Source organism: Falseniella ignava CCUG 37419, from assembly GCF_000301055.1.
Classification (GTDB): domain Bacteria; phylum Bacillota; class Bacilli; order Lactobacillales; family Aerococcaceae; genus Falseniella; species Falseniella ignava.
In genome coordinates, this window is record NZ_JH932300.1 from 270,876 (window position 1) to 285,560 (window position 14,685).

The 14,685-nt window shown below is 38.5% G+C and carries 10 protein-coding genes and 1 pseudogene; 8 read left to right on the forward strand and 3 right to left on the reverse strand.

The genetic code is table 11. The features are described 5' to 3' along the window. Window positions 1-354: 354 nt before the first annotated feature. Window positions 355-507 carry a hypothetical protein gene (locus HMPREF9707_RS08865; RefSeq protein ID WP_006700936.1) on the reverse strand — a complete coding sequence of 51 codons (153 nt, stop codon included), beginning with the start codon at window positions 505-507 and terminating at the stop codon, window positions 355-357. Between the two features lie 286 nt (window positions 508-793). On the opposite strand from HMPREF9707_RS08865, the gene HMPREF9707_RS01455 reads away from it, so the two are divergent. Continuing rightward, window positions 794-1,531: a hypothetical protein gene (locus HMPREF9707_RS01455; RefSeq protein ID WP_006700937.1), complete on the forward strand. Its 738-nt coding sequence runs from the start codon at window positions 794-796 to the stop codon at window positions 1,529-1,531. Between the two features lie 21 nt (window positions 1,532-1,552). Then, a complete protein-coding gene (locus tag HMPREF9707_RS01460; protein WP_006700938.1) occupies window positions 1,553-3,301 on the forward strand; it encodes a serine hydrolase in 1,749 nt (582 codons plus the stop codon). Between the two features lie 98 nt (window positions 3,302-3,399). Here the strand turns inward: HMPREF9707_RS01460 and HMPREF9707_RS01465 are convergent, their stop codons facing one another. Continuing rightward, the gene (locus HMPREF9707_RS01465; protein WP_006700939.1) at window positions 3,400-3,687 is read right to left on the reverse strand and encodes an ArsR/SmtB family transcription factor; all 288 of its coding nucleotides are present in this window, start codon (window positions 3,685-3,687) and stop codon (window positions 3,400-3,402) included. Between the two features lie 181 nt (window positions 3,688-3,868). Between HMPREF9707_RS01465 and pepF the strand changes: the two genes are divergently transcribed. The 5 genes and pseudogenes from pepF (at window position 3,869) to HMPREF9707_RS01485 (ending at window position 12,230) form a co-directional block, all read left to right on the forward strand. Next, on the forward strand, window positions 3,869-5,665 hold the full coding sequence (gene pepF / locus HMPREF9707_RS01470; RefSeq protein WP_006700940.1) for an oligoendopeptidase F: 1,797 nt from the start codon (window positions 3,869-3,871) through the stop codon (window positions 5,663-5,665). A 171-nt stretch (window positions 5,666-5,836) separates the two neighbouring features. Then, window positions 5,837-6,799, forward strand: a complete 963-nt coding sequence (locus HMPREF9707_RS08420) for a LysM peptidoglycan-binding domain-containing protein (protein WP_006700941.1) — start codon at window positions 5,837-5,839, stop codon at window positions 6,797-6,799. Window positions 6,800-7,005: 206 nt separating this feature from the next. Then, the gene (locus tag HMPREF9707_RS01480) at window positions 7,006-8,535 is read left to right on the forward strand and encodes a helix-turn-helix domain-containing protein (RefSeq protein ID WP_006700942.1); all 1,530 of its coding nucleotides are present in this window, start codon (window positions 7,006-7,008) and stop codon (window positions 8,533-8,535) included. A gap of 378 nt (window positions 8,536-8,913) precedes the next feature. Next, a pseudogene (locus tag HMPREF9707_RS09305) lies at window positions 8,914-9,036 on the forward strand (LPXTG cell wall anchor domain-containing protein); the annotation flags it as partial. A gap of 302 nt (window positions 9,037-9,338) precedes the next feature. Beyond that, window positions 9,339-12,230: an insulinase family protein gene (locus HMPREF9707_RS01485; protein ID WP_006700943.1), complete on the forward strand. Its 2,892-nt coding sequence runs from the start codon at window positions 9,339-9,341 to the stop codon at window positions 12,228-12,230. A 68-nt stretch (window positions 12,231-12,298) separates the two neighbouring features. On the opposite strand, the gene HMPREF9707_RS01490 is transcribed toward HMPREF9707_RS01485, so the two are convergent. Next, window positions 12,299-13,765 carry an NCS2 family permease gene (locus HMPREF9707_RS01490; RefSeq protein WP_006700944.1) on the reverse strand — a complete coding sequence of 489 codons (1,467 nt, stop codon included), beginning with the start codon at window positions 13,763-13,765 and terminating at the stop codon, window positions 12,299-12,301. Window positions 13,766-13,927: 162 nt separating this feature from the next. On the opposite strand from HMPREF9707_RS01490, the gene HMPREF9707_RS01495 reads away from it, so the two are divergent. Beyond that, complete coding sequence (locus tag HMPREF9707_RS01495) at window positions 13,928-14,668, forward strand: metallophosphoesterase family protein (protein WP_198003476.1); 741 nt, start codon at window positions 13,928-13,930, stop codon at window positions 14,666-14,668. The last annotated feature ends 17 nt before the right edge of the window (window positions 14,669-14,685 follow it).

Here is a 14,685-nt window from a genome sequence, read left to right on the forward strand (position 1 = left end):
CTTGAATCATCTTGGATATGTAAATCCAAGTAGGTTTATCGCTTGAATCATCTTGGATATGTAAATCCAAATAGATTCGTCGTTTGAATCATCTAGGATTTAAAAATCCAAATAGGTTTATCGTTTGAATCATCTTGGATTTGTAAATCCAAATAGGTTTGCCGCTTGAATCATCTTGGATTCGTAAATCCAAGTAGGTTTGTCACTTGAATCATCTTGGATTTGTAAATCTAAGTAGGTTTGTCGCTTGAATCTATCTAGATACTGAAATCCAGATAGGTTCCCTTCCTACACTATCCATCCGAACAAAAAAGAGCACACATTCGAAAATGTGTGCTCGTTAGTTATTAGAAATTAGTTTTTACGATTCTTTGGCAACACTAAAGTTGCTTCAGGATAAGTAAATTGACTATCACGACGATATAATTGGCGCCAGTTGTTTTTAATAACTGTTCCGGAATCTTTTTGAGCTTGAATATGAGTTGATAAAATTTGCATTGCAACCATAGTAATTCCCCTTTCAAAAATTCATTTATTTTGTAACCTCATTACATATATTATTATAGTATAGGTAGTTCTTCTTGTCTTTAAAGTGGGATATTAATACAATTAGAATTTTCTTTTCAACAAATCGCTTTCATAGAGCCAAAATGTGGAAAACGTTTTATTCTCTCATAATACATCTCAATAAGACAATGGAGAAAATTATAATTCAATGGATAGCTATAGCCAGTGCGCTAAGGTCTTGTTATTTCTAACTATTTTGATAAAATTTGAGTTATGGAGGATGATGATGAAAAGTACAGTTAAATTAACGATAAACGATCCATCAATACCGATTTCACCCGAACTTTTACAACTTGAAATGCCATCGCGAGATACGATTGCTCAACCATTATTATTAAAAGCTAAAAAAGAATACGAAGCGAATACGGGGGAATTTACGACGCATTTAACCGATGAAATGATTCAACAGCTCAATCTACCTCAAATAACATCAGTTGAACAATTAGAACAATTGGGTGTAGAGCTTTATACTAATCGATTATACGAACAACATTTTTATCGAGTGATTTTACCGGAAGTCATCAAATTTTATCGAGTACACAGTGAGTTTGTGATTGACCCTGATGAATTAGATACTTATAGTGAAGCCTATATTGAGAAAGTGGATGAACAAGCAGAAGCTGAGGGGCTCTCACTGGATGAGTATGTTCAACAAACGTGGGGAATATCCAATGGTATAGACATAATAGCGTTTTTAGAACAAAAAGCGCACGACCAATTTTACACACATTTAATAGCAGATCAATGGTACCAAGAACAAGGCGGAGAATTAAACCGCACCGCTTATGATGCCTTTATTCAGCATCAAGTGATTCATCAACATCAAGATGAAATTGAGCTACGCGAACAATTTTCCTATCAACGATTTATCGAACATTATCCTGAAATCACGTGGACACAACACCTGGAAGAACATTACCGTCAGGAAGTCGAATTAATTATCAATCCAAATCTTGAATTATAACGATTAGAGGAGGTTTAAGCATTGAATAAACCCTATACAAAGCGTCAATGGGGGATTTTTATCCTATTACTAGGTTTACTGACTGGTGGTGTGCTTTATGCCTCAATCCATACTTTTGTTCAAGAGGATGTGACCTACCAAGTCTCACAATGGTTGCAGACCTTTGTGAAAAATCCTTTTGACACAAGTGATTTACATTATTCAAAAATGGAGCTTGACTTAACCCCTGAAGGTGGATTTTTAGTCAAGCGAATGAAAGATGACTATCTTGAGGTAGGCGTTAGTAACCGTGAGAAAGAATCACTCATCGCTCAAGTTGTTTCAAGCGATCAAATGCGTTCACTGCCGGCAGGGTTAACCGAAGATGAGCTCCCATGGTTCTATAATAGTCCTCAAGTTGCAAAAGATTCTCCGTATTCTTATGCGAATCAATATCGATTAGTAGAGGATGAGGGAATTAATGAATTAAGATGGTATGAATATCAAGGTAAGAGATATTTATTCCAGGATGATAGACTTTATACAGGTTGGCACCAAGATACAGATGGAGAATACCTTTATTATAATCAAGGTGTGATCCAACCAACTTCTTTAAGTCAAGATGATTTGGATAACTTTATTGAGCAAAGCAGAATTATCAAGCAACTTTCCCCGTCAATCGGCAAGTCATTATTTTTTGAGCGAAACCAAGATGACTATAAGCAAATGTATTCACTAAAATCGAATCATTATAGCATATTATATAAAGCAACCGATCAATTGATTCTCTCATCGCCTCCGGGTACTCGAGGATCTGTATTAGTCGCTTCAACGAAGAATTTCTACGATATGCCACTTGAAGTCGTTGAAGAATATCGAAGTGAAAACCAAGTTTGGTTGCATGTTATGGTGGGCTATGATGAATTAGGCTGGATACAACAAGACCTATCGAGAACACACTATGTCCCAACGTATTACAGTGAACGAACACTGCTTGATACGATTGAAGCTGTGTTACAAGAAGAAGTGGATAGTATTGCGGCAGACGTAGGAGCATCATTTATTAATAATGAAACGATGGCTCAAGTGAGCGTCAATGATCATCCGTTTTTCCCGGCCAGTACTCAGAAGATTTATGTGCTTGGGGAGTTATATCATCAATATCGAACGGGTGAATTAGACCCTTATCAAGTGGTCACGCTCTATGATTCCGATCGTGTCCCTGGAGCTGGTATCATTCAAGGATATCCGACCGGCAGCCAATTTTATATTGATGAATTAGTGGATTTAGTGGCAATTTACTCGGATAATACTGCAGCCAATATGTTAATTGATACGGTCGGAGGCGGCGAGAAAATAAACCCAAGACTTCAACAAATCGGACTCTTCGATACCTATGTTTATGGCAAGTATTATGGAGAAGATACTTACTTAACGACCACCCCTTCTGATGCTGCACGATTTTTTGCTTTACTATACAATAATCGTCTAAATGGCGAGCCCTACGACGATATGCTAGTTAATAAATTATTTATGAACACACATACTTTTCTGAGAAGTTATCTTTATGGTGGAGCGACAACTTCATATAATAAGTCTGGACTCGGTTCAAGCGAACAAAATGATGTGGCAACTTTTATTACGCCTTATGGTTCTTATTCGCTCGCAGTTTATACGGCATACCCTGCCAACTATGACACTATTGCGGACAGCTTAGCAATGTTATCACTGCGTGTTCACGACGCGTTCAATGAAGTACGTTCTGACTTATGGATTAAAGTGGAAGAATAATCTTTTAATATTTAGCGATCCGGAAGGATCGTTTTTTTTGCATAAAAAAGGCTGAACCCCCCAAAGGTTCAGCCTAAAGTTAATTCTTATTGATAAAGTTATTTAACGGTGCTTTTGATCACATTAATCGCAATTGGATTAACGATATCATAGAAAATCTTAGTACCTTCACGATTATTGTTAACGACACCTAATTGTCGCATTTTGCTGATATGTTGAGAAACTGTTGATTGTGGTAAATCTAAATTTTCTTGGATAGATTTAACGTTCATCGAACCATTTTCTAGTAATGTCTTAGCAATTGAATAGCGAATTGGATGCGCTAGTACTTTTAAGATTTCCACAATTTCATCGATTTCATGACTATTAACATCAATTTTTTGCATTTTTTGGCCCCCTTTATGCTGAATCGATATCTATATTTTAACACACAACGGCGATTGAATAAATGAATAAAATAATAAATTATTGTAATATTATCCTTCATATTAAAACTTCTATATTTGTCCTTGCCAGGAGCGCGAGGATAATTTATGATAATGATAATCATTAAATGGAGGTAAAAATATGACCCAATTACCAACACGAGACCAAGTTCCAACCCAGGAAACATGGGATTTATCACTACTATTTAGCGATCAAGCTGAGTTTGAAGCAGCGGTTGAATCACTCAAGCAAAAGGTGGAACAATTCCATCAACAATACAAAAACCAACTGAAAGATATTAAAATGATTGTTCAATCACTTATTGAATATGAGGAAATTGAACGGTCAATAAACCACATCCGAATGTATGCTTCACTCGGTTATGAAGTCGATAAAACAAATTCGCAATATGAAGAAAATGCGGTGCGGTTAGGATTTTTACTTGGTAAGCTGAGTCAAGGCTTATCGTTCTATCATTCTGAGTTAAGCGCCATAAGTACCGAGTTGCTCGAGCAAGTAAAATCGACGCCAGAAGGCGCGCCTTACCAATACTTTATCGATGAAATTATTCGTTATAAAGATATTCGACTAGACCCGGCAGTAGAGGATGCTTTGAGTTATTTAAGTGGAAATCTTTATCATTCTTACGCATTGTATGGTGCTACTAAATTCCAAGATATGGCGTTTGACAACTTTGAAATTGACGGCAAAGTTTATATGAATAGCTTCAATGCATTCGAAGGTGATTATGAAGGGCATCCGGACTTCAAAATACGCCACGCAAGTTGGGATGCATTCCATCAAAGTCTTGCACGTTATCAGCATACACTTGCAAGTAATTATATTAATCGCGTGCAAACTGAGAAGAAAATGGCAACATTACGTGGCTTTGATTCAGTTATCGACTATTTATTATTTGACCAGAAAGTCACACGTGATAGCTACAATCAAATTATCGATACGTTAACCAATGATTTTGCACCCGTCATGCAACGCTATGCAACATTACTTGCCAAAGAACATGGATTAGAAAAAGTCTCATTAGCTGATATTAAGATGCCTTTCACTAAAGGAGAATCGAGCCATATTACGATTGAGCAAAGTGAACAGATGTTGCTTGATGCTTTCCAAGTGATGGGGGATGAATATTTAGCTATTTTCCGCCAAGCCTTTGCTGAGCGGTGGATCGACTACCCAATGAATCAGACGAAGTCGACTGGAGGATTTTGTTCGACAAGTTACCAAGGACCTGCTTATATCTTATTAAACTGGACGGGGTTATTAAGTGAAGTTTTAGTACTAGCACACGAATTAGGCCATGCTGGACATTTTGTACTTCAGTATCGTGATCAACTTGCAATCACTCCAGAACCAAGTATGTACTTTGTCGAAGCGCCATCAACGTGTAATGAGGTTATTATGTGCCAATACTTATTAGCGCAAGATATCGATGATCAAGCTAAGCGCAGTTTAATTACTGAATTCATCTCACGGACATATTACCATAATATGGTAACGCATTTATTGGAAGCGGACTTCCAACGCAAAGTTTATCAAGCAGTAGACCGAGAAGATGTCTTGAATGCAGCAGTACTTAACCAATTCTTCAAAGAAACTTTAGAGAATTTCTGGCAAGGCGCTGTCGAAATTAATCCGGGCGCAGAATTAACGTGGATGCGTCAACCACATTATCATATGGGACTCTATCCATACACTTATTCAGCAGGATTAACTATCGGAACTCAAATGGGACAACGGATTGCTAAAGGCGAAACTGAGGCGATCAAGCAATGGCTTGACGTCTTAAAAGCAGGTGGAACACTGAGCCCACTTGAACTAGCACAAGCAGCAGATGTTGATATGAGCACGCCAGAAGCGCTACATCAAACGATTGCCTATGTTGATAGCTTATTGGATCAAGTTGAAAGCTTGGCATAGTATTACAATTTGTTAACAAAAATTTCATGCCGTGTAAGAAGCGTTAAGCTCGATTTACAAATCGCGTTTAACGCTTTTCCTTTTTATCGGCTTATTGTAAGATAACATCTATACTACGAATGCAGTCCCGACACAATTTGTTTATTTCGAAGGATTGCCGAAGGAGATTATATGAAGAAATCATTTAAAGTCATCATGATGACACTTACAAGTAGCTTAATCTTATCAGTGGGACAGCCGGTCTCAGCACAATCAACATCTCACCAATCATTAACGTTAGTTAACGATTGGATCCAACGTACTTACAATGAAGTTGCTTACTCGATTCAAAATGATTTGCAATACAATAATGTTTACACCATCCGTTGGGGAGACACGCTTTCAACAATCGCTAAAGCAATGCGGATCTCTGTCGCAGAAGTTATGGCATTAAACAATATTGATAACCCAAATCATATTGTAGCTGGACGTTCGCTTTACTTAACGCAACAAGTTGATGCGCCACAAACGGAAATTTCTGAAACGGAGTCGAATGAGCGTTCATTGTTAGTTGATACAGCTTCATTTAACCAAAATCCAACAGAAACTGAAGAAGCTACTGTGATAGAACAACCAACCTATGTTGAAGAAACAACTGCGGAAGAAGCAACTGTGGAAGAAACTTATGTGGAAGAAACTGCAGAAGTGACGACACAAATTACTGAAACGATCCCAGAAGTAGTGACAGAGCTAACGCAAGAACCTGTTACAACCGTTGAAGTGGTTGAAACAGAATCACTATGGCAAGAAGAAACAACAGAAGTAACGACGGTTGATACGAGTGCGCCTCAAAATCTTAGCGCACGTGAAGCATTTGATCAACTGGCTATCCAGAAAGGGTTATCCGCAAGTGAGATTGAAGGTTGGGCATATATTATCCAACGCGAATCGGGTTGGAATCATACTATTTCGAACCCAACAAGTGGTGCTTATGGATTACCACAAGCATTACCAGGTAATAAGATGGCAAGTCATGGCGTAGACTGGGCAACCAACCCTTATACGCAACTTGCTTGGATGTATGATTACATGGTAAACCGTTACGGTAGTGTTCAAGGAGCCATTGACTTCTGGCACGCAAACCACTGGTATTAATCTTAAATTAAACAATCATAAAGACCGAATCCAGTCACTTAAAGTGTGAGGATTCGGTTTTTTGGTTTCATAATATCGTCTATTTTTCAACATTGTTCGTAAAATAATTTTATCGAAATATTTATGGACATGAATATAAAACTGTTTATGGTATACTAGTATAATAATGTGAAGACGATATAACAATATTATAGGAGGAAGTAAGAATGCTAAGGCTTCTTTCAACCAAAGATCGCCGACAATTATCGCTGCTCAATCTTTATCAGCAAAATGAAAATTTAAATTTGACCTATAAAGAACTTTCTGAGCGCTTAGATTGCACTCGGTCAACGATTATCCGAGATTTGAATGAAATTCAGGAAATTTTCCCGAATGAATTAGTCGTCACTGAGTCTGGAAGTCTAATTAATATTGGCTTAAACCGTACGACGACAGATAAATATTATTTCCGAAAATATAGCGAAAAAGCAACAACATTTCGTTTATTATGTGCTTTGATTCGGGAAAAATATCGTTCGATTGAAGAGTTTAGTGAACGGATTTTTGTCAGTCGAAGTTCTACGTATCGAGCAATTAAACAAATCAATCAGTTTTTTGAGGAATCAAAGATTCCACTACAGATTACAACCTCTCCCCTTGAACTACGAGGGGATGAATTAATGATTCGCTTAATCTATCCATATATTTTACACCATTATGATGATATTTCTGTGTGGCCTTTCAAAGATATTAGCCAACAGGAAGCAATTGAACTTTTTGAAATAATGTCAGCAAATTCACCTTATCTCAAAAACTTTACTTCGAATCCGCTACTGTATTTACAAGTTGGCTTAAACTATGAGCGTTTTGTGAACGGTTATCCCTTAATGAAGGAAGATTGGGCGATTGGAAATAAAGACTTATCCGTTATCTTATCTGGCCAAGACCCTTTTGATGAAGTAGAAATTCATGGACGAGTCTTTTCGTTATTCGAATTAATTCCACAACTGGCGCCGGGAATTATATATGAGGGAACATTGCTAAACCGTTCGATGCTCGAAAAAAATAAAATGATTCCGGATCACGTCAAAAATGCAATCGTAGAATTTGAGCAACATATGTTCAAACTCAAGGATAAGTATGAATTACAAGCCGCTACACAGAAAGATATTGAAATGATTTCTTTAACCATCTATAACTTATGTGTCTCAGAAAATGAAAATATGAAGTTTATTATTGATGATCCGATTGGGCATCAAAGTAATTTGGTTCATGAAGTTGCGGTTATCAATCCACAATATATTCTTGATGTACGAGCAATTATTCAAGATTTTTGCGAAAAATTGAATGTAAATCCCGAAATCTATACTGAAAGAATGGAGTTTTTATTGTTCTATTATATTATTATCTGGCCAGATACGATTCTAGAACTAAATAAAATTGTAAAAATTGATCTATTACTTTATACAGGTAACTACCAATATGACCTGGAATATAAAGCGATCTTGGATCCAATTGTCTATAGCTATGTGACAGTACATGTACAAAACCGCCCCATCGATTGGGAGCAAGTTTTAAAGAGTCGTGAGTACGAAATTATTATGACAAGCTACGATATCCCTGAAACTCAGGGCATTCATACCTTTAACATTCAATCGATGCCAAATGTTGAAACGTTTCTTTGGATTTATCAAACAGTCAGACTCATTAATGACTCAGACACATCGATGCTATCCAACATGGTCTTAACAAAATAAAACGTTAAATTAGATGATTTATCGTCTCACGATTGTGAGGCGATTTTTTTGATTGGAGTAAGTGGGTGTTCTTAAATAGTAGTTATGTGATAAAACTTGGAATATAAATTTCTGTAATTTAACAAACTGATAAGAGTGTGATGGAGTTGTTCGGAATAAAAACAAAATAGGTGAATAAAAGCCAGTAAAGCAATGAATAATGGAGTATACTCTTTAAGTATTTTACAAAAAGGTGTGATTGCAATGCACCGTTAGTGAAGGAAAGGTGGTAAAAAAATAAGACCGAGTTAATACTGGGCAAGTATGACAGTGACAGTAATAAAAAAAGTCAGAGAATTATTATTTAACAAATATTAGGAAACTAAGACCGAACAAAACAAAGGCAATCTACCTGAGACAGGTGAGAATTCTGCCAGAATAGCACTGGTTATTACGAGCTTGATGGCTGTGGTTTTAGGAGGAGTAATTCTATCTTCTTCAAAAGAAGGAAAGCATATTTAATCGAAGATAGGTTTGGCGATCTCGCCAAACCTTTTTTGAATAAGGAAATCCTGGTGCAAAAATATTTCTGTTTATGGAACACCATAACACGAAAACTCGATCTACTTTCTGTTTATGACACTCCACAAACAGAAAACTCGACCCACTTTCTGTTTATGAGCACCTGTATCTCCTAAATCACCCACAGTCTCAGTCAAACCAAGAAAACTTAGCGGTCAACCTTCAAAGCGCTCATCTTCTCTGTTGTAAAACGCTTCAATTATATTTATAATTGATTAAACGATAAATTAAGGAGTGAGCCAATGGCTTTTAAAAAAATAGAAACACGTGAGCTACCCGATATTCAGTCGACGGCGACCGTCTATCAACACGAAAAGACGGGCGCAAGAGTTTTAAGGTTAGCGAATGAGGATCCAAACAAAGCATTTATGATTGGGTTCCGCACACCACCATACAGTGACAACGGGATTACGCATATTATTGAGCATGCGGTGTTGAATGGGTCCGAGAAGTACCCGTCAAAAGAACCGTTTGTAGAAATCATCAAAGGATCATTGAATACCTTTGTTAACGCAATTACCTACCCAGATAAGACCGTGTACCCGATTGCGTCGACAAATCAAAAAGATTTTATGAACTTAATGAGCGTTTATATGGATGCGGTATTCCGTCCGAACTTGCGCCATGATTCACAAATTTTAGCGCAAGAAGGCTGGCATTATCATTTAGAGAATTTGGAAGATGATTTAATCTATACCGGTGTCGTTTATAACGAAATGAAGGGAGCAACGGCTTCACCAGAAGTTCAGCTCTACAATATTCTTTCTGCGGCACTTTATCCGGATTCAGCCTACCGCCATGAATCAGGCGGGCATCCTCGAGCGATTCCAGATTTGACCTACCAAGAGTTTGTAGATTATCACGCGACACACTACCATCCGTCTAATTCTTTCACGATTTTATACGGTGATATGGAAGAAGCGCCAGCATTTGATCTATTAGAAGAATACTTTGACACTTATGAAAAAAGTGATGAAGTTATCAATTTAGCTTTTACCCTAACCGCACCAGTCAAAGAACATATTGATGCGACGTATTCAATTACGGACGGAGAAGATCCAACAGGTAAAACATTCTTAACGCTCGCTTGGGACGTATTAACTGCAGAAGATCAACTCGATCTCTATGGAATGGAAGTTCTCTGCGAAATTTTAATGGGAAATAATGAATCTCCATTGAAGAAAGCCTTGCTGGAAGCGCAAGTTGGAGGTAGCATCGAAGGTTCCATGGACCCACTAGGCTATGTTGATATGTTCAATATTACCGCCAAATATTCTGATGCTTCGAAGTTAGAGACATTCAAGCAAGTTGTCCATGAAACCTTAACACAATTAGTTAAAGAAGGTATTCCAACGCAATTAATTGATTCTGCTTTAAATAAAATTGGTTTTAAATTTAAAGAAGCCGCAATTTCAGAGAGTAACCCACGTGGTGTCATCTTCGCGATTCAATCCTTAGCAGGTTGGTTATATGACGAAGCGCCTTATTTAATGTTTGAATTCTCACATTATTTAGAAGAAGTCGCGAAGCGTGCGAAGTCAGGATACTTAGAAACATTAATCCAAGAGAAATTATTGGATAACCCACATCGTGTTGAAGTTGTTCTTGAAGCAGAACCGGGTAAAAATGACCGAGCTGAAGCAGCGGTGCTTGAAAAACTCCAAGAATATAAGGCTAGCTTAAGTCAAGAAGAGCTTGAGGCTATTGTAGAAAGCACTCACCAACTCATGGAGCGTCAATCTACACCGGATAAACCGGAAGACTTGGATAAGATTCCGTCACTTCAACGCTCAGACTTAACGATTGAGCAAGAAGATTATAACTTAACGAAAAAAGACTGGGCAGACTTTGGTACGTTCTATGTGAGCGAACAATTTACTTCAGGCATCGACTATATTAATCTATACTTTGACTTGTCGGATTTTGAAGCCAAAGATTATATTGCGCTCGGCCTATTATCGAATCTTTTAACTAACGTCTCTACTGAAAATCACTCGCTGAGCGAGTTGAAAATTGCGATTGACTCTCATACGGGGGGTATCGATAGTGAAGTAGTGGTCTTAGAAAATCGTGCGGGTCTGGTGAAGCCTTACTTCGTCATCAAAGGGAAAGCCCTACATGATCAACTTGAAACTCTCGTTGACTTGCTGCATGACGTCGCAACAGCCTCAACCTTTAACAACAAGACAGAAGTGCAAAATGTGGTCGCAGCTTCGATTTCTGATTTTGAGCAATTAGTTGATTTTAGAGCGAATATGTTAGCGGCAGCGCGAGCGGCAAGTCAGTTACGTCCAGGCTCTAAATTAGCTGATAATGCAAAAGGGATTGAATTCTTTAGCTATCTAAACACATTCCGTAAAGAGTTTGAATCCGACCAAGCGGAAGCAAAATTAGATCAACTACGTCAAGTATTTGCGAAGTTGCTTCACCGTGACCGCTTCAATGCACATTACATTGGAGATGCAGCCGTAGCGGAAGAAGTTCAAGCCATTCTAACCGATAAATTTGCTTCATTAAGCTCAGAACCGATGGGTGAAGCAGTGCATTACCAACCAGGATCAAAGCGCAACGAAGCCTTCATTACTTCACAAGACGTGAACTATGTCGTCTTAGGTGCAGATTCGCGTGAAGCGATAGAATTTCGTGGGTCGAGCTTAGTTATGGCGAATATTGCGAACTATGATTTCTTATGGAATGTGGTACGCGTTCAAGGCGGTGCCTACGGTGCAGGATATCGCAATGACCGTTCAGGTCGTCTGTGTTTTACTTCCTACCGCGATCCGCATATTGCACGTACCTTGGAAGTTTATCATCAATTACCAGATTACTTAGCGGAAATCGATATCTCTGAAGAAGCTCTCTTGAAGAAAATAATTGGAACATATAGTAGTTTAATTCAACCGAAATCAGCCTATGACAAAGGAGCGGCGGCATTCTTTATGGATCAGCAAGGCGTCACAACAGAAGATTTATTAAAACTGAAGCAAGAAGTCCTCGATACGACCTTGGAAGAGGTTCATGCGTATCAAGAGCCATTGCATCAAGCGTTACAAGATAGTACCGTTGTTGTAATTGGTAACAAAGTCCAAATTGAAAAGAATGCCGATTTATTTGACCAAATTGAAACCTTATAGTACAAAAGCCTAACATAAAAGAAGGTGCGCAATGCACCTTCTTTTTATATGGACTAAATTATGAATGCTTATAGCACACCTAAAACAATATAGTTCAGTATAAAGAGTCCCATTGAAATCCATAAAATAGGATGGACTTCTTTAGCTTCTCCTTTAATAATTTTGATCACACCGTATGTGATAAAAGCAGCCGCAATCCCATTAGAAATGGAGTAGCAAAGCCCCATAAAGACGGAACCGAAGAATGCTGGAACAGCAATTTCAAAGTCAGACCAATTAATTTCAGCAAAACTAGCTAACATTAAAACACCGACAACGATCAGTGCTGGAGCGGTTGCTTGAGGTGGGACGACACCGATAATTGGAGATAGAAACATGGCTAAGATAAAGCACACAGCGGTTGAGACAGAAGTTAAACCTGTTCTACCGCCCGCGCCAATCCCTGCAGCGGATTCAACAAAGGTCGTCGTATTACTTGTCCCTAATAGTGCACCAAAGACTGTTCCAAAAGAATCCCCGAAGAGCGCGCGGTCCATTTTAGACGTAATCCCTGAAGAGTGTTCGAGTTCAGCAATATCTTGGTCTGAGAAGATGCCGCTGCGACGGCCCGTTCCGATAAAAGTTCCGATTGTATCGAAGACATCCGATAAACTAAAGGCAAAAATTGTCATAATGACGACAGGAATCCGTGTCGGGTCTCGGAAGAGTGACGGTAAACCTTCCGGCTTGAAAATAACGAAAAAGGTTTCGCCTAAAGCTTTGAATGAATTTGCTAAGTTGCTCGCACCAAAATCAATCGATGATAAATCAACCGTCCCAGTTGCGATGGCTAGTGCCGTAGTGGCGATGATTCCAATTAAGATTGCCCCTCGAACATTGAGAATCATTAAGGCGACGGTAATGAAAAGTCCTACAATCACGAGTAAGATTTCGATATCTAGCACATTGGCTAGCTCAGGTAAGACGCCACCATTCATCAGAATTGTTTCAACACCTTGGCCCGCGCTGACTTGGTTACCTGCCGTTCCGTTAACGGAGATAATTTGAGTAGCGTCTGCTAAGAAAGTTAGTAGCCCCGCATTTTTAATTCCTAAATACGCAATAAAAACACCAATACCAGCAGAAATTGCATGTTGGATAAAATCAGGAATAGCTAGAATTAGCATTTTACGTACGTTTGTAATTGTAATTAATACGTTAATAATTCCGCAAATAAAGACCATAGACAAAGCTTCTTGCCAAGTGAAACCTAACCCAAAAACAACGGTATAGGTAAAGAAAGCGTTCAATCCCATACCTGGACCTAGAGCATAAGGTACATTTGCGAATAGTCCAATAAATACCGTTGAAATCGCTGAAGCAAAAATTGTCGCTAAAAAGACTGCTTGGCTTGGCATTCCCGACAGGGCAAGAATCGCCGGATTCACAAAGATAATGTACGACATGGCGAAGAAAGTGGTAATCCCAGCCAAAATTTCTGTGCTGACATTGGTTCCATTTTCCTCTAACTTGAAGAAACGCTCAAGACTTAACATAACATCCTCCTATAAAATTAAGATAAGTACATCACTATCATACAAACGCAAAGATTAGAATGCTATCAAATCAGGCAAAAGATTCATAGCTAACGGAGGAATGTTCGTGTTTCGATCCATAAACTGTGATATAATGAGAGCGTTATGATGGGAGGGAATCGTTTGGAGAAAGCTTTTGTAATCGGAGATATCCATGGGATGTACGACGACTTAATGATGATGTTAACCCATTGGAATCCTACAAGTGAATTATTAATTATGGTGGGGGACTATATCGATCGCGGACCCGCTTCGGACCAAGTACTGTATTGGGTCAAGGAAATGACTGAAAAATATCCAGAACAGTTTATTCCGCTACGGGGGAACCACGAAAAGATGTTGATGGACTTTTTACATAATCCACTCGAGAAGCGTAAACTCTATGAACGCAATGGAGGGAATTATACGCTCTCCCAATTATTAAAGGTACCGATGGAATCGGTCATCGAGATGGATGCCATCGAATTATCTGAGCGAGTTAAAGAAGAATTTTCTTGGCTTTTACCACTGCTTGAGTCAACGCGTTTTTATTACCGTTTTGGCGATCATTTGATTGTTCATGCGGGCGTTGATTTAGAGCAAGAAGATTGGCGCCAGACTGCACTCGATGAATTCGTCTGGATTCGTGAACCGTTCCATCAAGGTAAAAATCACACAGGATTGAATATTATTTTCGGTCACACGCCGATTCATTATTTGCATGATAAGGATGAACCATGGGTTGAAGACCACAAGTGGGGTATTGATGGCGGCCGGGTCTATGGTGGACCGTTATTTGGCATTCGGATTAACTCACAGGAAGTTGAGGAAGTTTTCTCTGAGAAAAGTGACCTGCCATCTTATGACGAGGCCAATGATCAGTAGGTAGAGTTTTGTAGTAT